Genomic DNA, 21,994 nt, shown 5'->3' on the forward strand with positions numbered 1-21,994 from the left:
ATAAAGGTCCGCCCCACATTTGAACGAGGCGGACCGTAAAGGTCCGCCCCACATTTGAACGAGGCGGACCGTATAGGTCCGCCCTACATTTAAACGAGGCGGACCATAAAGGTCCGCCCTACATGAATTGTTCTACGTCGGCGAGGGAGCGGATGCGGGGCGAGCGGGTAAAGGAAGCGTGACGATCGTGGCGGTCAAGCAGCACTGCATGCAGACCGCTGGCGAGCGCGCCGACCACATCATGTTCGGGAGAGTCGCCCACATGCAGCGCGTGATGCGGGGCGCAGCCCGCACGGCGCAGCGCTTCCAAGAAAATATCGGCGTGCGGCTTTTCAAATCCGACGTGCGCCGAATCGAGGACGAAATCGAAATGTTCGCGCAAGTCGACCCGATGCAGCACATCATCGAGATCGCCGGTCCAGTTCGAGATGACCCCGAGCATCAGTCCGCGCGCGCGAAGCGACCTCAACAAACCCCTAACATCGTCGTAGACGCGCCAGTCCAAAGCGGCAGCAAACGTGCGGTAGACGTCTTCGGCGCGATCGGCGGCGCCGCTGTGGGATGCGCAACCGGCGAGCACTTCGCGATGGTAGTCGATCCAAAACTTGTCGACGGAATCTTGGGAAAACGGTACGGCTACTGCGTTTGCGGGTTTTGGCCCAAGCAATAGATTCGCGCGTTTGACGGCCGCCGTCAATCTGCTCGTATCTATTTCGACATCGATCCGCTTGCATGTCCGCAAAAACAGCGTCTCCTGATCGGGCTCCATACAGAGGAGCGTGTAGCCCGCGTCGAAGAAGACTGCGCGCACGTCCCGTTTCTCCACGTCCATTTGTTCGCAGCGGCGTGGGGTGGTCCCCTAATCAACGGGTCCGTAGCGCGTGCAAAGGAGCAACCCGATGCCCGAAGCCTACTGCGTCAAATGCAAAGCCAAAAAAGAGATCAAGAACCCCACGCAAGTCACGATGAAGAACGGCCGCCCCGCCGTCCAAGGATCGTGCCCCGACTGTTCCACCAAACTCTTCAAGATCGGCGCATCTTCGTAACTTCAACGACTGGTCGTGCGCGGCCCTCGGCCGCGCGCTAGTCCATGCTCTGCCCACTATGCCGCGTCGGCGAGACGCGGGTCATCGACAGCCGCGACGACGAGAGCGCCATCCGACGGCGCCGAGAATGTTTTGCTTGCCGGCATCGCTTCACCACCTACGAGCGGATCGAGGCCGCGCGCCTTTTCATCGTCAAAAAAGATGGCCGGCGCGAACCGTATAGCCGCGAAAAGCTGCTCGCTGGTTTGCGCCGCGCGTGCGAAAAACGTCCGGTGTCGGAGACGGCGATGCAAGAGACAGCCGACGGTGTTCTGCGCGAATTGCACGCGCGCGGCGAAAACGAATATCCGTCGTCGCTCGTAGGCGAATTGCTGATGGACGCGCTGAAGAAACTCGACAAGGTCGCATACATCCGCTTCGCGTCGGTCTATCGATCGTTCGAGGACCTGAGCTCGTTTCAAGCCGAGATCGCCGAACTCTCGTCGGGCGGCGAATGAGCTCATACGACGCGGCCGCATCGGCGCGCATCCTCGTGTTGCCGGAAGGCGCGGGCTTGCCGTTGCCCGCGTACATGACGCCCGACGCCGCGGGCTGCGATCTTTGCGCCGCGATCGACGAGCCGCTGTTGCTGCTTCCCGGCGATCGCGCGCTCGTGCCCGCCGGTTTTGCGATCGCGCTGCCGCGCGGACTCGAAGCGCAAGTGCGGCCGCGCAGCGGTCTCGCGCTGCGCCACGGCGTGACGTGTCTCAATTCGCCCGGCACGATCGACGCGGACTATCGCGGACCCGTGGGCGTCATCCTCGTCAACCACGGGCGCGAGCCATATCAGGTGAGGCGCGGCGACCGCATCGCGCAGATGGTCATCGCGCGCGTTGAGCGCGTTTCGTTCGACGTCGCGAACGAACTTGACGAGACGCCGCGTGCGCGCGGCGGCTTCGGCTCCACGGGGATGTAGAGGCCGGATGCGCTGTCTGATCGTCGGCGCCGGCGCAGTCGGCCAGTACTTCGCCGCGCGGCTCGCGATGGCGGGCCACGATGCGGTGCTGTTCGCGCGTGCAGATGCCCGCGATATCATCAACCAGCGCGGCGTCACGCTGCGCAGCGCAGGCGGGGAGTGGCCCATCGCGGTCGGCGCAGCCGCGTCTGTCGACGACGCACGGCTGCGGGATCCGTTCGAACTCGCCATCGTTGCCGTCAAGTCATTTTCCACCGACGGTGCGGCGGAGTCGATCGCCTCGATCGGCGCGTGCGATCAGTCGACGCTGCTCACCGTGCAGAACGGACTGGGCAATGAAGAGGTGTTGGCATCGCGTTTCGGCGCCGACCGCGTGCTCGCCGGCGCGCTGACCGTGCCCGTGGATCGCGTCGATGAGACGACAATCGAAGCCCCGTCGAAGGGCGGCCTATCACTTGCGCCGGTCGGCAGCGCGGCGAACAACTGGGTCATCGCCGCATTTTCGAATTCGGGCCTTCCCGTGCGCGCTGCCGACGACTGGCGCGCGTTGAAATGGTCGAAGCTGCTCGTCAACCTCACTGCGAACGCCGTCTGTGCGGCGCTCGACATGACGCCGGCGCAAGTCTACGCCGATCCGATCGCGTTTTCGATCGAACGCGAATCGTTGCGCGAAGCAGTCGATGTCATGCGGGCAAGCGGCGTCACGCCGGTTCCGCTCATCGATCTGCCGGCGCCGCAACTCGCTTGGGCGGTCAGTTCGCTGCCGAGCGCTATCTTGCGGATGTTCATGGCGAGCCGCGTCTCCCGCGCGCGAGCCGGCAAACTACCGTCGCTGCTACTCGACGTGAGGTCCGGGCGGCGACGCGTGGAAGTCGACTGGCTTAACGGCGCGGTCGCGGTGCGCGCGGCCGCGGTCCGCATGCGTGCGCCGGCCAACGCCGTGGTGACGAAGATCTTGGACGGCATCGCGGCCGGCTCCATCGATCGTGGTTTGTACCGCGCGCAGCCGGACAAGCTGCAGGCCGATATCGAAGCCGCGCGGACCAACCTGTAAGCCTTCGAAAGGGAATCTGTTATGCCGTTGACGCTCGGCACGTTCGGCCACATCTGCATCGCCGTGACAAACCCCAAACGTAGCGCGCAGTTCTGGACCAAGAAACTCAACCTCCGCAAAGAGTTCGAATTTCCCGGCGGCGTCGTCGTCGGCAACGACGCGGTGGCGCTCGTGCTCATGCGGGGCAAGCCCAGTCCCAAGACGATCGATCACATCTCGTTCCACGTGAAGAGCAAAGCCGCGCTGCGCGCCGCACTCGCAGAGCTTAAACGCAAGAAAGTGGATTTAGAAGATCCAGGCGACGAGATCGGACCCGAAGCGCCGGGTTCGCCGAACCTCGGGTTGTGGTTCCATGATCCCGACGGCTATCGATGGGAGCTCTCCGCGCTCGCTCCGAAGCCGCGCAAGAAGCGCTAAGACCACGCTCAAGGCCGGGGAGTGATATTTCTTCGGACCGAAGTGACTTTGGGCTGTTAGCGTTTGGCCGCGGCTACCAGAGGGGAACCCGCGGCCACTTGCGTGCGAGATGGGCGTCAACGCCCCAGGTCCGTCCGGCGGCGCCGATCACCAGCGCCAACGCGATCATGAAATCCGCTCCGTCATTGCTCGATGGGTTCCACCACCACAGGCCTTTGGCGAACATGTAGTTCGTGACGAGAAACATCGCCACGACGCCGGCCAGTCTCGTCGCCGTGCCCGTGATGAGCGCGACCGCGACACACGTTTCTGCGATCACGACGAGAACCGCGATGACGTCGACGTGCGGCAGCAGTGTGTTGGCGATGATCGCCTGATAGAACGGGTGCGCATTCTGCAATCCGACGTTTGACAAGAAGCCGCGAAGCATCCCGGCGAAGGCCGGGCCGGCCATCAGTTTCGGCCGCACGGCGATCGCGAAGATCACGCCGAGGAAGACGCGGAGCATGACGAGAGCGCATCTCACGGGGAGTCGATTGGATGGAAGGCAGAACGATCACTGCCGATGGCAGGCTTCTGGCATTTCACTCAGAGGTGAGCTGCGCACGACTTCCTCCGCGACCTCACGTTTTTCGGGGCTGCTGCTTTGGCCGTGGGCGCACCGGTCGACGAGTTCGCAGGTCCCGCATTTGGGAAGCGGACGGCACGGCCCATGCGACGCGAACAGCGCGAGGCACGCTTCGACTTCGTACGGATCGCGTCCGATAGCGCGCGCGACCGATCCGACGAAACACTGCACCGCGGCGGCGGCGGAATTTTCAGCGATCAGGCCGAGGCGCTCAAGTACGCGACGGCTTCCCGGATGCGCAAACGCGGTGAAGAAGCCCCAGCGTTTGAGCGCCTGACGCGCGGCGGTTTCGCCGATGCGGGCGAACGACGATCGCAGCCGTTCAACGAGGGCGGGCCACCCGGCCGCCGCGTCGTCGTCTGCGGCGACGAGAGCGACGCCTCCGAGAAACGTGCCGTGTTCGGCGGCGATCGCGAACCAACGCGACGCGTTCTTGACGCATGCGCGGACTTTGCCCTCGTTGCGGATGATCGGAGCGGCCATCACGCGCGCGATGTCCGCGTCGTCGAAATGTGAAACCGCGCCCGCGTCGTATCCGGCGAACGCCTCGCGAAGCGCATCGGACTTGGCCTCGACCGCCTGGAAGCCGAGGCCTTGGGCAAAGACCACCGCGCAGAGACGGCCAAACGCGACGGCGTCATCGGCCGGAGCATCGTGATCGGCCATGTAGCGCCTCATGCGCCGCGCCGCTTCATCGGCGCCCAACCGCGCGTTGACCGCGTCCTCGATTGATCGAAGAGTGGATGCTGTGCGGCGAACCGCCGCCGCGCTTCCGGGTTTTATAGGTCGAATCGTCATCTGTGTTCCTCGGTCTGCTTCAGCACATGCGTGAACAAAGGCGGCTCGAGTCGCGACGTCGCCGGGTGCGACCGATTCGATCAAAGCGGCCGCGCGCCATCGGATATTCCCTAACGATCGCGCTGTCGCGCGCGCGCAAAACGTTCGCACGATCGCTCGCACGTGTGCGCGCGTCTGAGCGACCAGAATCGCGCGTATCCCGTGGGAGACGGCGCTTGCCGCGATGACGGGTATGCTGCCCGATGCGCACGTGAGCGCGAACTCGCGCGAAGCGACGCATTTGAGATTGCCGCGAAGCAGCGGTCGTAAGCGCTCCGTATCGATCGCAAGAAACCAGTGAGGAGCCACCTTAGCATGACAGCTGTCACGCGGCAGGGCTGCTTAGGCTAGGGGCGTAACGCCAGCGGCAACATCGGCGACGTCAATGGAGGCCCATATGACAGAGCGCGCGTCTTTGCTATCGCACCCGAACGAAAACGTCGAGGACCATCCGCTCGTCCGCGACGTCAACGCCGAACATCAAGAGAATTTGAGCGTCGTCGAAAAATACTGCAAGAAGATCGCCGACGCGACCGGAGCGCCGGCCGCACTCGCCCTCGCTATCGTCTCGCAGATCGTCTGGGTCGTCGTGGGCGTGTTGACGAAGTGGGACCCCTTCCCATTCGTCTTCCTGCTGACGTGCTCAAATATCTTGCAGTTGATATTGATCTTCGTCATCGCAGTGGCGCAGCGGCAATCCGGTGAGCACGCCGAGCTGCGCGCGGAAGCCGATCACGAATCGATCGCGCGGCTGCTGCACCATCAAGAAGTGCAGGAAGAACTGCTCGTGCGCCTCGCGCAGCAATCGCAGTGCGATATCACGGACATCAAAGCGGCGATCCAGTCGCTCTTGGAGCCCGCCGCGTAAGCGCGAGTCAGCGCAGGTCGTCGCGCAGCCGCTTGCTCAGATCGCCGTATGCATCGATCCGCCGGTCGCGCAAGAAGGGCCAATAGCGGCGCGTCTCTTCGATGACGCTCGCGGCGCACGTCGCGGTTACGATCTCTTCATGGCCGCCGCCGCGAGCGACGATCCGACCAAGCGGATCTGCCACAAAGGACCGCCCCCAAAATTCCAGCCCATCGCGTTCGATGACTTCGCGACCGACACGATTGACCGCGGCGACGTAGACGCCGTTTGCGATGGCGTGGCCACGCTGAACGGTCTCCCAGGCATCGAGCTGCGCCGCGCCTTCCGTGTGCTTTTCCGAGGGGTGCCAGCCGATCGCGGTCGGATAGACGATGAGCGACGCGCCGGCTAGCGCCATGAGCCGGGCGGCTTCCGGGAACCATTGATCCCAGCAAACGAGCACGCCGATGCGCGCGTACTTCGTGTCGAACGCGCGAAAACTGAGATCGCCGGGCGAGAAGTAGAACTTCTCATGGTAGAGCGGATCGTCGGGGATGTGCATCTTTCGGTAGATACCGGCGATCGCGCCATCCGCATCCACGACGACAGCGGTGTTGTGATACACGCCGGCGGCGCGCCGCTCGAAGACCGATACGACCACCACGACGTCGAGCTCGGCCGCAAGCCTCGAAAAGCGCTCCGTGATCGGCCCCGGAACCGGTTCGGCAAGATCGAAAAACCGGCGATCTTCGCGCTGGCAGAAGTACCGTGTCGCGAAGAGCTCTTGTAAGCAGATAACGCGGGCGCCTCGGGCTGCCGCCTCTCGAACGCGCCGCTCGGCTTTTGCAAGGTTGGCTTGCATATCGTCCGAGCACGTCATCTGCACGAGGGCGAGGTCGAATTGCGGCACCCAAACCTTTGCGTTCATCCTCTCACCAAGACCTGACTCGAGCAGTGGGGGCCGCCGTAGCCGCCGGTGAGTTGCGCGAAGTCGAGGATCTCCAACTCGACGCCCGCTTCGCGCAATAACTCGATCCACGCGTGACCGCTTTGCGCGGGGCACACGTAACGGCGCGGTCCGATCAAGAGCCCGTTCGCGGCGAAACCGTCTCGTTGCTTCGTCGAAAAACCGAGGATGCGCATTCCTTTGGATTCCAGATACGCGCGCAGTCGCACCGTGCGGACGAGCCGATAGGTGAAGTCTGCCCCGCCGTGCGGTTCGTAAACGTCGACCAAAGGTTCGGTATCTCCCACTCGATCGTCGCACAACGCGCAGAGGTCGTGATCGAACACCGCGAGATAGCAGTCGAGGTGCATCTCGTCCATCTGTGCCCGCTCGTCGCGCACAACGCCCACTTCGACGCGGCCGTACGCCCGCGCCGCCAAGCACTGCGCCACGCCGTCGGCGTTGGTCAACAGACCTTGACCCTGCAGCACGAAATCGCCGCACGGGATGAAATCACCGCCTTCAAGCGTGCCCGGCGCCTGGACGCGACAGAGCGGCTCGATTCCAAGAGCCCGCAGCGCTAGTTCGGCGATCGCGTTTTCCGGCTGACGAACCGCAAGACGCAGGCGCCCGATCGTGCAACCCGCGCCGCTCGTGATGAGCGGATCGCGCAGGTAGTAGGAGTTGGTCGCCGCGCGCAGGTCGTAACGTGCGACGAAGGCCGTCGTCGCATCGAGCGCATCGGGATTGCGCGCGACGCGCACGGTCGGTCGCAGCAGCAGCAGCTCTGCGAGATGCTCGGGCGCCATGCCTTCGAGCGCGATCGCCGCGTCGTGCCGAATGCGCGTGCGCTGCGACTCGTCGAGGCCGTCATCGAAGTCGAATTCGATGTTCTTGAGCGCGGCGCTTTGCAGCATTTCTCGCATTGTGCCGGGCTCTCGGCAGCCCGTCGTAAGGGCATCGCGGAGATCGATGACCATTGCGCCGCGCGATTCCAATGCCGCACGAAAACGCCGATGCTCGGCTTGCGCAGCTTCGAGACCGAACGGCCGCGGGAAATTCTGTGCGCTCGCAACCAAGAGGCCTAGCGCGGTCTCTAAGCGCGGCTCGCAGAGCAAGATCGTGCGGGCCTTGTGCCACTCCGCAGCTTGGCGCGCCTTCAGCGGTTCCACAGTCGCCAGATTCAGGCGCGATGGCTAGCCCAACCTTTTCTTGCCAATTGTTGCCATCGGCGGACGCTAGGTCGAAAGCGGGTCGTAGCCAAATGCAATCGGCATGGCTGCAGTAACAATGATCTATTACATGGACGTGATGTCGTCGTGGTGCACGTATTCCGAGCCCGCGATCGACGAAGTTCGAAAGCGTTTCGGCGACGATCTCGCGTTTGAGTGGCGCATCGCGGCGATCAAGGGCGGACAACCGCCGGGATACACGCAAGAGGCGATGAGGTGGTGGTACGAGCGTTCGGGATCGATGAGCGGTACCAAGCTCAACGCGGCGTGGCTCATATCCCCCGAAGGCACATGGTGGCCGAATCTTGCTGCCGAGGCCGCCCGATCGCTCGGTCACACCGATGACACCGTGAGACGAGCGCTCGCGAAGGCAGCCCTGATCGACGGGCGCCCGATCCAGCAACGCCCCGTCGCCGAAGACGTTGCGACTGGCGCCGCCGGGTTAAGCCCAGAGCGCCTTCGCGCGGCGATGGATGATCCGGCGGTCGTGGCTCGCATACACGCGACGATAGCGGAGTTTCGCGAGTTGCCGTGCACGATGGTCCCGACGTTTCTGATCAGCAATGAGATCGGCGACGTGAACATGTTGTCGGGCGCGTATCGCGCGGAACATCTCGGTGCCTGTATCGAGCAGCTGCGCGCCGACGTGCGCGGTTACCAAGCATTCGGGAAGGCGCACCCGCCCCCGCCCGGCGTATCGTGATTATCGGCGGACTAGCCATTGTGTGGGGCGCGCCCTTACGGCGCGCCGGCGGACCGTAAAGGTCCGCCCTACATATCGCGTGCCGGCGGACCGTAAAGGTCCGCCCTACATACGGCGCCGGCGGACCGTAAAGGTCCGCCCTACATATCGCGTGCCGGCGGACCGTAAAGGTCCGCCCTACATCAGGCGGGGCGGCGGACCGTGAAGGTCCGCCCAACGTACGGCGCGCCGGCGGACCGTGAAGGTCGCCCATATCAAGCGGCCCAGAGCGAACGGTCGAGCGAGCGGTAACCGACCGCTTCGGCCAGATGCTCGGGGAGGACGCGCTCGCTCGCGGCAAGATCCGCGATCGTACGCGACACGCGGAGAATCCGATCGTGCGCCCGCGCGGAAAGATGCAGCCGGGCGACTGCGCTGCCCAAGAGCTGTCGGCCCGCATCGTCGAGCTGACAGGCTTCTTTCAGCGACTTGACCGGCATCGCGGCGTTGCAGCCTTCCCCGCCCAATCTCAGCCGCTGAATGGCGCGCGCCGCTTCGACTCTCGCTCGTACCACTGCCGATCGCTCGGCCGGCGCGCGGTTCGCCATGTCTTCGTACGGCAAGCGCGGCACATCGACGTGCAGATCGATGCGGTCGAGAAGCGGTCCGGAAACTTTGGAGAGATATTTGCGGATGGCGTGCGGGGAGCACGTGCAACCGCGCAACCGATCGCCGTTGTAACCACACGGACACGGATTCAAACTGGCGACGAGCATGAACTTGGCCGGGTACGTGACCGTGCCGGCCGTGCGCGAAACCGTGACGGTTCCGTCTTCAAGCGGCTGACGCAACACTTCCAAAACGCCGCGCGGAAACTCGGGAAGTTCGTCGAGGAATAACACGCCGCAGTTCGCGAGTGAGACCTCCCCCGGGCGAGGCACCGAGCCGCCGCCGATCAACGCATTCGCGGAGACCGTGTGGTGCGGCGAACGAAACGGGCGCGTTGTGACGAGCCGCGATGCGTGCCGCAACAATCCGCTCACGCTGAAGAGCTTCGTGACTTCGAGCGCTTCTTCGCGCGTCATCGATGGGAGAATGGACGGCATGCGCCGCGCAAGCATCGTCTTGCCGCTGCCCGGTGCACCCACCATCAGGAGATTGTGGCCGCCGGCGGCAGCGATCTCCATGGCGCGCTTTGCGCGCGCCTGCCCGCGCACGTCTTCGAAATCTTCGGTGTAGGGCAACGTTTCGTCGAGCGCCGCCGCGAACGATTGCGTACCGCCCGAACTCACCGTTGGGCCGCCGCGGCCGAGCACGACGTCAACCGCCTGCTGCAGCGTGCGCACCGGATGCAGGATCAAACCATCTACGAGAGATGCCTCCGTCAGATTTTCTGCCGGCACCATGAGACGCCGGTAGCCTGCGTGCTTGACGCCGATCGCCGACGGCAGCACACCGGGAACGGACTTCACTGAACCGTCGAGCGCGAGTTCGCCCAAGCAGACGATGTCGATAAGGCGGCGCGCATCGATCTGCTGATCCATTGCGAGAATCGTCAGCGCAAGCGCGAGATCGAACATCGCCCCGGCCTTGCGCAGATCGGCGGGCGCGAGATTGGCCACGATTTTGTACGTGGGAAACAGAAAGCCCGAAGATCGGATCGCAGCGTTCACCCGCTCTTTTGATTCTTGAATCGATCGATCCGCAAGGCCGACGATGTGGATGCTGGGCTCGGCAACGGGCACGCCGACGACTTCCACGCGAACGATGATCGCATCGATGCCGCGCAGCGCGGCCGCATGTCCGATGGCAAGCATACTCGGATTTCATACCGCCACAGCCGTCGCGGTCAAGGGATGCACGGGAAAGGCCGAAGCGCTCAAAAAGGCGTAGTGGTCGGCCATTGAAGGCGTTCCGCTCGGTCTAGACGACCACGCGGTACGGCTTTAACCAACGTTAACGAGGAAGCTGTTCTTATACACATATCCACATGCCGCGAGAATCGCAATGTGGATAGGGAGCACAATTCAGGTCGCCGCGCATAGGGCGGCGGCACTTCGTTCCGATGGGCAGTACGCACATTCAGGTAAAAGGAGAACAAAGTGACTTGGTTCGGCCGGCTCGGATCATTGCTCGCTATCGTCGCGCTGGCGTCGGCCGGCTGCACGAGCGGGGGAAATAGCGGACAAAGCGGGAGCGGTCAGGGCGCTTCCAACGCCTCGAGCGCACCTCAGAAGACGATCGGCGTTTCCATTCAAGATCTGCAAGCACAGTTCTACGAAGATATGGAAATCGGGATGAAATCCGAAGCCAGCAAGCTCGGCTACGCCATCAGCTTCGTGGACGCGAACCGCGACCAAGCCAAGCAGACTGCGCAAGTCGAGGACTTCATCAGCAAGGGCGTGAGCGCGATCGTCCTGACGCCGGCCGATTCGAAAGCCGTTGGCTCGAGCATCGCCGAGGCCAACCAGGCGAACATTCCCGTCTTCACCGCCGACATCGCGAATTCGTCCGACAAAGGCGTCGTCATCGCGCACGTCGCGTCCGACAACGTGGAGGGCGGTAAAGTCGCCGCCGACCTTCTCGGCAAGGCGCTCGGCGGTCAAGGAACGGTCGCCGTCATCGATCAGCCGGAAGTCACGTCCGTGCAAGATCGCGTTAAAGGATTCAGAGACGAACTCGGCCTGAAATACCCGAACATCAAAATCGTCGCCGATCAATCCGCGGGCGGCGATCAGACGCGCGCCGCGACCGTGATGGACAATCTGCTGCAGACGTATCCAACGCTCGACGGCGTGTTCGGCATCAACGATAACTCCGCGCTCGGCGCACTGTCGGCGGTGAAAGCGGCCGGCAAGGTCGGCAAGATCAAGATCGTCGGCTACGATGCGAGCCCGATCGCCCAAAAGGCGATAAGAGCAGGCGACATGGTCGGCGATCCGCAGCAGCACCCGGACGTCATCGGCAAGCTCACGATCGATGCGATCCGTGATTACTTCGACGGCAAGACACCGAAGAAAGTCATCCCCGTTCCTGTGGGGGCCTACACCGGCAAGTCCAAGTAGCGATCGTGGAGGCTGCGCCGTACCTCGCGATGCGCGGGATTTCGAAGACGTATCCCGGCGTGCATGCGCTCGACGGCGTGAGCTTCGATGTGCGTGCCGGGGAAGTCCACGCGCTCGTCGGTGAGAACGGCGCCGGCAAATCCACGCTGATGAAGATACTCGCAGGAGCGACGCCGCCCGATTCCGGCGAGATAGCGATTCGCGGCGAAGCGGTCAACATACGGACGCCGCGCGACGCCGAACGACTGGGCATCGCGATCATCTATCAAGAGTTCAATCTCGTTCCCGGCTTGGATGTGGCGGCGAACATCTTTCTCGGACGCGAGCCGAGCCGCGCGGGCGTCATCGACGCGCGAGCTCTGGACGATCAAGTGAAAGCCGTCTTGAAACGGCTCGATCTCGACTTGCCGTTGCGCGCGGAGATCCGCACGCTCGCGGTCGCGCAGCAGCAGATGACCGAGATAGCAAAAGCGCTCTCCGTCAACGCGCGCCTTATCGTGATGGACGAGCCGTCCGCCGCTCTGACGCCTGATGAAGTGGAGAAGCTCTTCACCGTGATCCGGACGCTCAAACGCGACGGCGTCGGTATCGTCTACATCTCGCATCGAATCGAGGAGATATTCACGATTGCCGACCGGATCACGGTCTTGCGCGACGGCAAGCTCGTGGAGACGGGCGATGCGTCGTCATACAAAGCGGACGATGTCATACGCCTCATGGTCGGCCGCCCGCTGTCCGCGCACTTTCCCGACCTGCCGGTCCCGACGAAGGCCGAACCGCGTTTCGCCGTGCGCGATCTGCGCGTGCCGCGCCGCGATTTCGGCGTGACGTTCGAGGTGCGGCCGGGCGAGATATTCGGTCTGGCCGGACTCGTCGGTTCCGGCCGCACTTCGCTCTTGCGCGCCGTGTGCGGCGCGGATGTGCCCGCCGGCGGAAGCGTCGAACTCGACGGCGTCGCGCTGCACATCCGCAATCCGAGCGACGCGATCGCTGCCGGCTTGACGTTTGTCACCGAAGACCGCAAGGCGCAGGGACTCATTCTGGGGATGAGCGTGCGCGAGAACGTCACCTTGCCGCATCTCGCCCGCTTCGTGCACCTCTTGGTGGTGGATCGCCGCGAAGAGACCGAGGCGGTTAAAAAGCTCAGCGATGAACTGCGCATCCGCACGCCATCGCTCGAGCAGCTCGCGCGCAACCTCTCGGGCGGCAACCAGCAGAAGGTCGTGCTCGCGAAGTGGCTGCTCGCCACGGCAAAGGTCATCTGTTTCGACGAGCCGACGCGCGGCATCGACGTGGGCGCCAAAGCCGAGATCTACGAGCTCATGACGCGGCTTGCGGCAAGCGGCGTCGCGATCGTGATGGCGTCGTCGGAGCTTCCCGAAGTGCTCGGCATGTCCACGCGCATCGGCGTCATGCGAGGCGGCCGCATCGTGAAGGTCTTCGATCGCGCCGAAGCCACGCAGGAGCTCGTGATCCGCTATGCGACCGGCGCGGTGGCCGCCTAGATGAACTTGGCGCCCGCCGCTCGTCAGACACTGATGCGCGTCGGCATATTTATCGTGGGACTCGTCGTGCTTCTCGTCGCGCTCAACGCGTGGACGCACGGCGACTTCCTGCGGCCCTTCAACGTCAGCAACGTGCTCAAACAGATCGCGGTCTACGCGGTGCTCGCGGTCGGACAAACATTTGTCATCATCACCGCGGGCATCGATCTCTCGGTCGGCTCGCTCATCGCGCTCACCGGCGTGCTCATGGCAGGCGTGATGGTGGGTCAACCGATCGAGGCCGTCGGCCTGCTGATCGCGATCGGCGTCGGCGTGGGTGCCGGCGGCGCGGCGGGCGCCATCAACGGTCTTCCCGTCGTGCGTTTCAATCTGCCGCCATTCATCACAACGCTCGCGATGATGCTCATGGCGCGAGGTTTAGCATTCCTATATTCCGGCGGCCGGCCGATCGAGATCGACAATGCCGCGTTCAACGCGATCGGCGGCGGCACGCTTTTTCCCGGTCTCGGACGCCTGATCGGTCTTCCCGGCATTCCCGCGCCCGTGCTCGTGATGCTCGCGGTCGTCGTCGTCGGACACTTCGTTCTCACGCGCACGCGATTCGGTCGCTACGTCTATGCGATCGGCGGCAACGAAGAAGCCGCGCGGCTTTCCGGCATCAACGTCGCCGGCGTCAAACTGAGCGTCTACATCATCTCGGGAGCGCTCGCAGGTCTTGCAAGCCTCTTGCTGGCCGGCCGCTTGAGCACCGGCATACCGCAATCCGGTGACGGCTACGAATTACAATCGATCGCGGCAGTCGTGGTGGGCGGCACGTCGCTCATGGGCGGTCGCGGGTCGATCGTAGGGACCTTTGTCGGTGCGCTGCTCATCGGCGTCCTCAACAATCTGATGAATCTGCTTAACGTCCAGTCGTATGCGCAGGAAGTCGTCCTCGGCGCGGTGATACTGATTGCCGTACTGCTCGATGAACTGCGCAAGCGATACTTCGCATCCAGGTAAAGGAGCATGACGGACCAGATCTGGGAGCGGCTCGACCCGCTCATCGCCCGCTGGAAGAAATTCGAGCCTCACGAGGATGCCGATCGTTTGTCGGCGCTCGAGCACGCGCCGACGTCGGAACTGCAACGGCTCATGCGCGAAGTCGATGGGGCGAAGGCGGACATCGACGCCTACTGCTCGCAGCTCGAAGCCAAGTACGGCTTATACGATAACGGGGAACTGGGCGCAAACACCGCACCCGACGCGAAAGAAGCAAAGTGCTACGATGCGTTGCGCGCGCTCAAAGCCGCATACGATGAAGCGGCCGAGGAGATCGCCGACCGCGAGAGCGCCGGAGAAGCCTAGGCCTTCAAAGCGCGAGTCAGATGTTCCAGGTGGAGTCGGGCAGCGGCACGTTCACTTTTAGGTCCGAGTAGACCATGTGGTTGACGTCGATGTCGCCTTCGTATTGATCGTACCCCGTCGGCAGCCCGTTGCTCGCGAGATACACGACGTCTTTGGTGATGCCGCCGTCCGTGGTAGGATCCGCTACCGTCGCCGTGATCGTCGTCGTGTCGCCCACGGTCGCGGCATCAAGCGACGACGCCTTCAACGCTTTGATCATATCGAGGACCGCGCCAAACGTCGCTTGCGCGATGGTGACGCCGCGCATGCTCGTCGCGATCGGATTCGTCAATTTCAAATGCAAATGGATGAAACGCAAGAATCCGCCTTGATGGCCGTCGACGGTGTCGCCGCCGGTCCACAGCGCTTGAGACCCCTTCCCCGCTCCGTCCACGATGTCCATGCGGACGTGGTTCGGCGCTGCATAATAGAGATCGTACACGCGATCCTGAACGTCGCTGCCTTGTGTTTCGCGCGCGGTCATCGTGACCGTGTAGGTCTGGACTTGTGACCACGCCTTGGTCCACTTCGCTAGCGCCGCATCGCCTGCGGGTGACGCGACGGCCGGCGTCCGCGTGCCGTACACGATGAGCAGAGCGGCGATGAGCGCGAAGCCGGCGGCAGGCGCGCCGATTTTCATTTCTTGCCGACGCGCGACGCCGCTGCATCCAGCGAGCCGAGCGCGAACATGCTTCCGGTTTCGGAGTTGGCAGAGACGCCGATCAAGACGTCCACGTGCGCGTGCGTCGTGACGTACTCGATGAGGTGCGCGAGCGGGGCGCCGGCGTAGCGATGTTCGCGGTACGTTCCCATGACGATGAGCTGAGCATTTTCGTCGCGGGCCGCCTTGATGATCGCAGGTCCGGCCTGCCTGTCGCGCACGGTACGGGTCGAAATTTCGAGGCCTGATTTGCGGCCGATCTCGGCGGCGGCGTTGAGCACTTCAAGCGCCCGGCGTTCATCCTTCGGCAGTTCGGCGCTGACCGGCAGCGTCAATGGAACTTCGATCACATAGATCGCAACGAGTTTCGCGTGCGTCCGATACGCCATTTTCGCGGCAAGCGCCATGAGCACTTCCGAGCTGACCGCAGCCGAGAACGCGACGAGGATGTTGCCGGTGATCTGCGCCGCAGCAGTCGTGGCATGCTCTGCGATCCGCACTGTTCGGCTGGACGGCGGATGCATCATCCAGTAGAGCGTCGCGCTGATCGCCGCCGCGACGATAATGGCGATCGTGACGCCGATCGGATCGAATAGCTGCGGATTCATCAGGGGCCCGCCATCGTGCGCACGGCGCGCAGGTAGATCATGCCGCGCCAGAAGCTCGCGGCTCCGAGCACGACGAGAATGGCGTAGACGAAAATCGCCGGCGCGGTGACCGTCTCCATCGCCGCAAAACGCACGAGCGCGATAAGCGCCAGCACCGCTATTGCAAAGGACGTGAAGATCTTATAGCGGAGACGAGATTTGGATTGGATCATGGTAGATGGACGATGTTCGCGAACGTTCGGTGACGGTCCTCGATTCGATGTAGGGCGGACCTTTACGGTCCGCCGGCGGACGATAAACGTCCGCCCTACATTGGATCACGATATCGAGCGGAGGGCCGCTTCGGCTTCCTTCACATCGGTGAACATGCGCTTTTCGCGCAGCACCGGCAACGCCTTATTCAAGTACTCGCGCGCGGCTGCGAGATCGCTCGGCAACGCGGTTCCGGACGCCTTGGCTTTTGCGACATAGAGGTGGCCGAGTCGCGCGTACGTGCGTGCGAGCTCGGACGGGTGATTGAGCGGCGTCAACATGCCGACCGCCGAACCGTAATGATCCGCCGCCTCGGCCCACGCTTGACGGCGCGCTGCAATCATGCCTTGCATCACTCGAGCGAGCGCGGCGGTGAACGTCTTGCTCGTGACGAGATCGCCCTTGAGATATCCACCCGATGGGTGATCTTTCTTCGCGGGCTCTTGCGCGTGCGGCGACGGTGCGCCCGGCACGGTCGGTTCGGGAATGGCGATCGGCGTCTGCGCCAACGCTTCAGCCGGCGTCGCCGCCTCCGCGGTCGTCGGCTCCGGAGCTTTGGTCGCGCGGTACGCGAGCGCGACTTGCACGGCCTTGAGATCGGTGATCAACGAAGCTGCATCGGGATAGCGCCGCGCGGGATCTTTATCGAGTAAGCGCATGATGATGCGGTCGAGCGCGCTCGGCACGAGCGGATTGATCTGGCGCGGCGGCTTGGGCCGATCGTTGACGTGGGAGAACATGACTGCGACGAGGTCGTCCGATTCGTGCGAGAAGGGGAGTTTGCCGCACAACAATTCGTAGAGCAGCACGCCGACGGAATACAGATCGCTCGTGCGATCCCCCGATTTGCCCAAGAAGCGTTCCGGCGGCAGGTACGCGATCGTGCCGACGATCTCGCCGCTCTGCGTCAAGTTCGACACGTCGGACATGCGCCGGGCCAGACCGAAGTCCATGACCTTGAGCGAACCGTCGCCGGTCAGCATGATGTTGCCCGGCTTGATGTCGCGGTGGATGATGCCTTGACCGTGCGCATACTGCAGCGCTTCGAGCAGTTGGATCGTGATGTTGATCGCTTCGTCGAAGGAGATCTTCGTGCGATCCGCTTCGCGCATCGTCGTGCCACGCACGTATTCAAGGATGATGTACGACATGTCGCGGTCGACGCCGACGTCGTACACGGCCACGATGTTCGGATGATTCAGCCGCGCCATGCTCTGCGCTTCAAGCAAGAATCTGCGGCAGACCTCATCCGAGCGCTCGGTGAGGACCTTCACCGCCACGTCGCGCTCGAGCACATGGTCCATGCCGCGGTAGACTTCAGCCATGCCGCCGCTGCCGATCTTATTGACGATGCGGTAGCGGTTAGCGAGGACGCTGTCTGCGGCGATCTGCATGAGAAAAGGGGAACCCTAAGACTGCGAAAAGGCGGCTTTCATATGGGTAATATCGGTGGTTCGGGCGCTTTTCATGATGCAGATGACGTCGAATCGGATGCGCGCGAAGACGCGGCCGCAAAGACTCAAGTACTGCTGTGCCGCTTTGCGGACTCGGGCCTGTTTGACCGCCGTCACGGCTTCGAGCGGCGATCCGCGCGAAAGGGTGCGGCGCAACTTGACCTCCACGAACACGAGTGTGCCGCCGTCGAGCGCGATCACATCGATCTCGCCGCCGCGGCAACGGAAATTCCGTTCGAGCACATGATAGCCGCGAGCGGTCAGATATTCAGCCGCCAGCGCTTCGCCGACCGTGCCGACCGGCGGCTTGAGCGTGGCCGGTCTCATGCGAGCAACTCGGCGAAGAGCCACGTCTGCACGACGGGCGCGAACGAGCGACGATGAGCCGGACAAGGCCCGAGCTTGTGCAAGGCGGCCACGTGCTCTTCGGTGCCGTAGCCTCGGTTGTGCGCAAACCCGTATCCCGGATAGAGCGCATCGAGTTCTTCCATATATTGGTCGCGCGCGACTTTTGCGACGATGCTTGCGGCGGCGATCGCTGCCGATTTGGCGTCGCCTCCGATGATCGCCGTCTGCGGCGCCTGGCACGCCGGTATGTGAATCGCGTCCACAAAGACCTGCGCCGGCGCGGCGCGCAGACCCGCGAGCGCCCGCCCCATCGCGATGCGCGTGGCGTTCAAGATGTTGTGCGCGTCGATCTCTTCCGGATCCGCCCAGCCAAGCGAGACGTCTACGGCGAAACGCCGGATGTCTGCATCGAGTTCGACCCGGCGCAATGCCGTGACCACTTTGCTATCGTTGAGATGTTCGAGGATCAACGGCTGTGCGATCACCACCGCGCACGCCGTCACCGGTCCCGCGAGAGGACCGCGGCCGACTTCATCGACGCCGCACACGGAAGTCGCCCCATTTTCCCAAGCGGCGCGTTCGTAGCGGTGCATGCGGCTCAGTCGCCGCCGTTCGCCTGCGTCCATCTTCACCAAAGAATCAAAGGCGCGTGGTCAACCAGATGGCTCGAATGTGACTCGCATGAACGCGCCTGCACGAAAGCGGGCGATGAACTTGCGGGCCGCGTTAAGGCCGTCAGGTTCGCCGCCGCGGCGGATCATCCCATGCTGACGAGCAAAAGAAGCGAGCGAAATCTGGCCGGCTTCGCTCGGACGATGACGGCGGACCCAGGTTTCGAAATGCGCGACGACCTCTTCCGGATCGTATGCCGTCTCGGGCAAGCAGCCGCACAACGCTAGTTGCCAGGCGGAGGCTTCGTCGACGATACGCGGCGGCAGCACGCCGGGCGTATCAAGTATGTCCACGCCTTCGGCAAGCCGCAGCCAGCGGACGTGCCGCGTGATGCCCGCGCGGTCCTGCGCTGCCGCGCGCTTGCGGCGGCCCAGCGCATTGATGATCGACGATTTGCCGGTGTTTGGCGCGCCCACCACGGCGACCCGCAATCGGCCGTCGCGCGGCCGCTTCGAGTAAAGCGCATCGCGCAATCGTTTGAGCGAACCGGCATGCGTGCCGATCGTCGCAAACGCGTCGAGGCCCTCGCGGCCGAGCGCGGCAAGCCAACGGTCGGTCATCGCGGGGTCGGCGAGATCTTCGCGATTGAGCGCGATCAACCGGCGCTTGCGCGCAAGCGTCGGATGCAGACCGGTCGCGGCGGTAGCACGCGGCAATCTTGCATCGCGGACTTCCACAACGGCATCGATGACGGTCGCGTTTTCGATGACGGCGCGTAGACCGGCCGCCATGTGGCCGGGGAACCACGAGGCAGCCGCTTTCGCAGGCTTAGCGGAGCGCGCGGGCACGGGTGAGCGGCCAGAGCACGACTTTTGCCCGGCCGATGACGGCCGCGATCGGTATCGGACCGAACGACCGCGAGTCGACGGATTGTGCGCGATTGTCGCCGAGGACGTAGAGGTCGCCCGCCGGCACGGTCAGCGGCGCGAGATTCGACCGGTCGAGCGACTCGTTTGAAGACGCTGAGAACGGTACGCCGTTCACTGCAACCGCGCCGTTGTCGATCGAAATCGTATCGCCGGGAAGACCGGCGACGCGTTTGAGCAAGATGCGGCGCTCATCGCCGGCGCCCATCTCGAACGCCACAAGATCGCCGCGCGCGATCGGATGGAGACCGATCTCCACGAGCGGGTGGTCGGTGCTCGACGGATTACCGATGCGCAGATCGTAGGCGAGCGTGTCGATCAGCACGTGTTCGCCATCCATCAACTGCGGTTCCATGCTCTTGCCATCGACCTGCGGCATGCGCCAGAATAAGAGAAGGATGAGGCCGCAGAGGACAGCGACTTCGGCGACGAGGCTGACGATGTGGATGATGCGGCGGCGACGCGCCAAACGGCGTCCGTCATCGGCGAGAACTTCTTCGAACGACGGAGCACGCGTGATCGCGGATTCGTCCGTGTCGGTCAGGCGCGGGCTGTACGCGGACACGGACTCCTGTGTTCAGGAGATAGACGCGGCCGACCTCCGTCAGCGGCGATGGCGTACGCGGTCGGCTAGTGCAGCAATCTCGCGTCGCTGAACGGCCAGAAGACCAAAAACGCGTGTCCGACGAATTTATCGCGCGCGATGAATCCCCACAAGTGCGAGTCATCGGAATTGTTGCGGTTGTCGCCCATCATGAAATACCAGCCGTTCGGGATGCGGTCGGGCGCTTGCCAATCCTTCTTCGGCGGGATCTGCGCGCGCGTCGGATCGAGCGGAATACCGTCCACCCAAATGTCGTAGTTTTTGATCTCAAGTTCGTAGTCGGGATGATTCGCCGCGGGCAGATAGGGCTCGTTCACGGGCTGACCGTTGCGGATCACCACGCCGTTGTGGATGCGCAGGCGATCGCCTGGCGTGCCCATGACGCGCTTGATGAAGTCGGTGGTGCCGAGCTCCGGCGGCGGTATGAACACCGCGATCTGTCCGAGCTGCGGGTTGGAGATGCCGTACTGGATCTCGGATGCGAGCAGCACGTCGTTGATCTTCAGCGTCGGCTCCATCGAGCCCGACGGGATGTAGAACGTGCGGATGACGTAGCGCATCAAGAGCAGCGCGACGACACCGGCGATCAGAAACGCATCGAGATATTCGCGCGTGACCGCCCGGCTTTTATCGTCGGGAATCGCGTTTGGGGCGATCCACAGGACGGCGCGCGCGATCGCAAGGACGCACAGAACGGCGATCAGGATGGACGGCGTCATGCCGCGAGCTTCAGCTCTTTCTCTCTTTTATGCGGGTCGCTTTGCTGCCGATCCGATCCTGCAAGTAGAACAGCTTGGCGCGGCGCACGAGGCCGCGGCGCATGACCTCGACCTTTTCGACGCGCGGCGAGTGGACGAGAAACGAACGCTCGACACCCACACCATGCGCGATGCGCCGAACGGTGAAGCTCTCGGAAAGGCCGCCATGCTTGCGTTCGATGACCACGCCTTCGAACACCTGAATGCGTTCCTTGTTGCCTTCGGTCACCCGCGAATGCACCTTGACGGAATCGCCAGGGCCGAATTCCACCGTCTGCTTCTTTTTCTGCGCGTCGGTGATCACGCGTTTGATGTCCATGATCGTCGCTATCCCTCGGGCCGCTAAAAAAGCGTCGGCCGCCTCACGGGGCCCGACGCCGCTGCCGCGTCTATCGTCGCCGGCCGCCGGCCGGCGCCAAACAAAAAAATCGAACGCCGTTAAGTATAACACACGGCGGTCGAATGCTTCAAGACCGAAGGTCCGGACGGCGCTTTGAAGTCCGTTCGCGCGCGCGATCCGCACGCCACAACGCGATCTTGCCATGATCCCCCGACAACAATATTTCCGGGACACTAACGCCGCGGAAAGTGGCAGGCCGCGTGTAGTGGGGCCAATCGAGGCCGTCACCACAGAAGGAGTCGTTTGCCGCGCTTTCGGCCGCTATCGCCCCAGGAAGGATGCGAACGCAGGCATCCGCTATCGCGAGCGCAGGAATCTCGCCGCCTGTCAGCACGAAATCGCCGAGCGACACTTCCGAAGCAGCGACGATGTCGAATAGACGTTCGTCAATGCCTTCGTAGTGACCGCAGATGAGGATCAGTCGTTGCAGGCTAGAGAGATCGCGGGCCATCGCTTGCGTGAAGACGGCGCCGGCGGGAGTCGGCACGATGATGCGCGTGCCGTCCGGCACTGACAAAGTATCGCCCAGAAGATCATCAAGACATGCCACGAGCGGGCCTAAGCGCATGACCATGCCTGCGCCGCCGCCATACGGCGCATCGTCGGCTCGCTCGCCGTCGGGCACATACACGCGGAGGTCAACGACCGCGATGTCGGCCAACCCCTTGGCTTGCGCGCGTCCGATGATGCTGCCGCGCGTCAATGGTTCGACGAGTTGCGGGAAAAGTGTGACGATATCGATGCGCATGCGTTCGCGCCGGAACTTCACGG

At 63.5% G+C, this 21,994-nt stretch carries 28 protein-coding genes; 11 read left to right on the forward strand and 17 right to left on the reverse strand.

Annotated elements, in window-relative coordinates:
• Positions 1-118: 118 nt before the first annotated feature.
• Entirely contained in the window at positions 119-811 is a 693-nt protein-coding gene (locus tag VKT51_00685; protein ID HLJ82673.1) for an HAD-IA family hydrolase, read from the reverse strand.
• Positions 812-899: 88 nt separating this feature from the next.
• On the opposite strand from VKT51_00685, the gene VKT51_00690 reads away from it, so the two are divergent.
• Genes VKT51_00690 through VKT51_00710 form a run of 5 tightly spaced genes read left to right on the forward strand, consistent with a single transcriptional unit; the run spans position 900 to position 3,472 of the window.
• A complete protein-coding gene (locus tag VKT51_00690) occupies positions 900-1,046 on the forward strand; it encodes a DUF5679 domain-containing protein (GenBank protein HLJ82674.1) in 147 nt (48 codons plus the stop codon).
• 44 nt (positions 1,047-1,090) lie between these two features.
• Positions 1,091-1,543 (forward strand): transcriptional regulator NrdR, encoded by a 453-nt coding sequence (nrdR, locus tag VKT51_00695; GenBank protein HLJ82675.1) that lies wholly within the window; start codon positions 1,091-1,093, stop codon positions 1,541-1,543.
• Positions 1,540-2,001: a dUTP diphosphatase gene (gene dut / locus VKT51_00700; protein HLJ82676.1), complete on the forward strand. Its 462-nt coding sequence runs from the start codon at positions 1,540-1,542 to the stop codon at positions 1,999-2,001. The genes nrdR and dut overlap by 4 nt, the downstream gene beginning before the upstream one ends.
• Before the next feature lie 7 nt (positions 2,002-2,008).
• Positions 2,009-3,055: a 2-dehydropantoate 2-reductase gene (locus VKT51_00705; GenBank protein HLJ82677.1), complete on the forward strand. Its 1,047-nt coding sequence runs from the start codon at positions 2,009-2,011 to the stop codon at positions 3,053-3,055.
• A gap of 21 nt (positions 3,056-3,076) precedes the next feature.
• On the forward strand, positions 3,077-3,472 hold the full coding sequence (locus VKT51_00710; protein ID HLJ82678.1) for a VOC family protein: 396 nt from the start codon (positions 3,077-3,079) through the stop codon (positions 3,470-3,472).
• Between the two features lie 73 nt (positions 3,473-3,545).
• Here the strand turns inward: VKT51_00710 and VKT51_00715 are convergent, their stop codons facing one another.
• Positions 3,546-3,980 carry a DoxX family membrane protein gene (locus tag VKT51_00715; protein HLJ82679.1) on the reverse strand — a complete coding sequence of 145 codons (435 nt, stop codon included), beginning with the start codon at positions 3,978-3,980 and terminating at the stop codon, positions 3,546-3,548.
• A gap of 48 nt (positions 3,981-4,028) precedes the next feature.
• On the reverse strand, positions 4,029-5,246 hold the full coding sequence (locus VKT51_00720) for a DNA-3-methyladenine glycosylase I (GenBank protein HLJ82680.1): 1,218 nt from the start codon (positions 5,244-5,246) through the stop codon (positions 4,029-4,031).
• An 88-nt stretch (positions 5,247-5,334) separates the two neighbouring features.
• Between VKT51_00720 and VKT51_00725 the strand changes: the two genes are divergently transcribed.
• On the forward strand, positions 5,335-5,805 hold the full coding sequence (locus VKT51_00725; protein ID HLJ82681.1) for a DUF1003 domain-containing protein: 471 nt from the start codon (positions 5,335-5,337) through the stop codon (positions 5,803-5,805).
• A 7-nt stretch (positions 5,806-5,812) separates the two neighbouring features.
• Here the strand turns inward: VKT51_00725 and VKT51_00730 are convergent, their stop codons facing one another.
• Together VKT51_00730 and VKT51_00735 are read right to left on the reverse strand one after the other, a co-directional pair.
• A complete protein-coding gene (locus tag VKT51_00730) occupies positions 5,813-6,712 on the reverse strand; it encodes a carbon-nitrogen hydrolase (protein HLJ82682.1) in 900 nt (299 codons plus the stop codon).
• Entirely contained in the window at positions 6,709-7,902 is a 1,194-nt protein-coding gene (locus tag VKT51_00735; protein ID HLJ82683.1) for an arginine deiminase family protein, read from the reverse strand. The genes VKT51_00730 and VKT51_00735 overlap by 4 nt, the downstream gene beginning before the upstream one ends.
• Positions 7,903-8,005: 103 nt before the next feature.
• Between VKT51_00735 and VKT51_00740 the strand changes: the two genes are divergently transcribed.
• Positions 8,006-8,665: a DsbA family protein gene (locus tag VKT51_00740; protein ID HLJ82684.1), complete on the forward strand. Its 660-nt coding sequence runs from the start codon at positions 8,006-8,008 to the stop codon at positions 8,663-8,665.
• A gap of 254 nt (positions 8,666-8,919) precedes the next feature.
• On the opposite strand, the gene VKT51_00745 is transcribed toward VKT51_00740, so the two are convergent.
• A complete protein-coding gene (locus VKT51_00745; protein ID HLJ82685.1) occupies positions 8,920-10,461 on the reverse strand; it encodes a YifB family Mg chelatase-like AAA ATPase in 1,542 nt (513 codons plus the stop codon).
• Between the two features lie 285 nt (positions 10,462-10,746).
• On the opposite strand from VKT51_00745, the gene VKT51_00750 reads away from it, so the two are divergent.
• From VKT51_00750 to VKT51_00765, 4 genes are read left to right on the forward strand one after another with little or no spacing between them, the layout of a single operon-like run.
• Positions 10,747-11,709 (forward strand): substrate-binding domain-containing protein, encoded by a 963-nt coding sequence (locus VKT51_00750; protein HLJ82686.1) that lies wholly within the window; start codon positions 10,747-10,749, stop codon positions 11,707-11,709.
• Positions 11,710-11,714: 5 nt separating this feature from the next.
• The gene (locus tag VKT51_00755; protein ID HLJ82687.1) at positions 11,715-13,214 is read left to right on the forward strand and encodes a sugar ABC transporter ATP-binding protein; all 1,500 of its coding nucleotides are present in this window, start codon (positions 11,715-11,717) and stop codon (positions 13,212-13,214) included.
• Positions 13,215-14,216: an ABC transporter permease gene (locus VKT51_00760; GenBank protein ID HLJ82688.1), complete on the forward strand. Its 1,002-nt coding sequence runs from the start codon at positions 13,215-13,217 to the stop codon at positions 14,214-14,216.
• A 6-nt stretch (positions 14,217-14,222) separates the two neighbouring features.
• Positions 14,223-14,561 carry a hypothetical protein gene (locus VKT51_00765; protein HLJ82689.1) on the forward strand — a complete coding sequence of 113 codons (339 nt, stop codon included), beginning with the start codon at positions 14,223-14,225 and terminating at the stop codon, positions 14,559-14,561.
• 16 nt (positions 14,562-14,577) lie between these two features.
• Here the strand turns inward: VKT51_00765 and VKT51_00770 are convergent, their stop codons facing one another.
• The 11 genes from VKT51_00770 to trmD form a co-directional block, all read right to left on the reverse strand.
• A complete protein-coding gene (locus VKT51_00770; protein HLJ82690.1) occupies positions 14,578-15,240 on the reverse strand; it encodes a hypothetical protein in 663 nt (220 codons plus the stop codon).
• On the reverse strand, positions 15,237-15,869 hold the full coding sequence (locus VKT51_00775; protein ID HLJ82691.1) for a universal stress protein: 633 nt from the start codon (positions 15,867-15,869) through the stop codon (positions 15,237-15,239). Before VKT51_00775 ends, VKT51_00770 begins: the two co-directional genes overlap by 4 nt.
• Complete coding sequence (locus VKT51_00780) at positions 15,869-16,081, reverse strand: hypothetical protein (GenBank protein ID HLJ82692.1); 213 nt, start codon at positions 16,079-16,081, stop codon at positions 15,869-15,871. Before VKT51_00780 ends, VKT51_00775 begins: the two co-directional genes overlap by 1 nt.
• A 105-nt stretch (positions 16,082-16,186) precedes the next feature.
• Positions 16,187-17,515 (reverse strand): protein kinase, encoded by a 1,329-nt coding sequence (locus tag VKT51_00785; GenBank protein ID HLJ82693.1) that lies wholly within the window; start codon positions 17,513-17,515, stop codon positions 16,187-16,189.
• Between the two features lie 15 nt (positions 17,516-17,530).
• On the reverse strand, positions 17,531-17,902 hold the full coding sequence (locus VKT51_00790; GenBank protein HLJ82694.1) for a YraN family protein: 372 nt from the start codon (positions 17,900-17,902) through the stop codon (positions 17,531-17,533).
• Positions 17,899-18,549, reverse strand: coding sequence for a ribonuclease HII (locus tag VKT51_00795; protein ID HLJ82695.1), 651 nt, complete (start codon positions 18,547-18,549; stop codon positions 17,899-17,901). Before VKT51_00795 ends, VKT51_00790 begins: the two co-directional genes overlap by 4 nt.
• Before the next feature lie 27 nt (positions 18,550-18,576).
• Complete coding sequence (locus VKT51_00800; GenBank protein ID HLJ82696.1) at positions 18,577-19,383, reverse strand: GTPase; 807 nt, start codon at positions 19,381-19,383, stop codon at positions 18,577-18,579.
• Positions 19,364-20,026 (reverse strand): signal peptidase I, encoded by a 663-nt coding sequence (gene lepB, locus VKT51_00805; GenBank protein HLJ82697.1) that lies wholly within the window; start codon positions 20,024-20,026, stop codon positions 19,364-19,366. Before lepB (VKT51_00805) ends, VKT51_00800 begins: the two co-directional genes overlap by 20 nt.
• A gap of 65 nt (positions 20,027-20,091) precedes the next feature.
• Positions 20,092-20,784: a signal peptidase I gene (lepB, locus tag VKT51_00810; GenBank protein HLJ82698.1), complete on the reverse strand. Its 693-nt coding sequence runs from the start codon at positions 20,782-20,784 to the stop codon at positions 20,092-20,094.
• 10 nt (positions 20,785-20,794) lie between these two features.
• Positions 20,795-21,142: a 50S ribosomal protein L19 gene (rplS, locus tag VKT51_00815; GenBank protein ID HLJ82699.1), complete on the reverse strand. Its 348-nt coding sequence runs from the start codon at positions 21,140-21,142 to the stop codon at positions 20,795-20,797.
• 148 nt (positions 21,143-21,290) lie between these two features.
• Positions 21,291-21,992 (reverse strand): tRNA (guanosine(37)-N1)-methyltransferase TrmD, encoded by a 702-nt coding sequence (gene trmD / locus VKT51_00820; protein HLJ82700.1) that lies wholly within the window; start codon positions 21,990-21,992, stop codon positions 21,291-21,293.
• Positions 21,993-21,994: the final 2 nt, after the last annotated feature.

This window comes from Candidatus Eremiobacteraceae bacterium (assembly GCA_035295225.1).
Taxonomy (GTDB): domain Bacteria; phylum Vulcanimicrobiota; class Vulcanimicrobiia; order Eremiobacterales; family Eremiobacteraceae; genus JABCYQ01.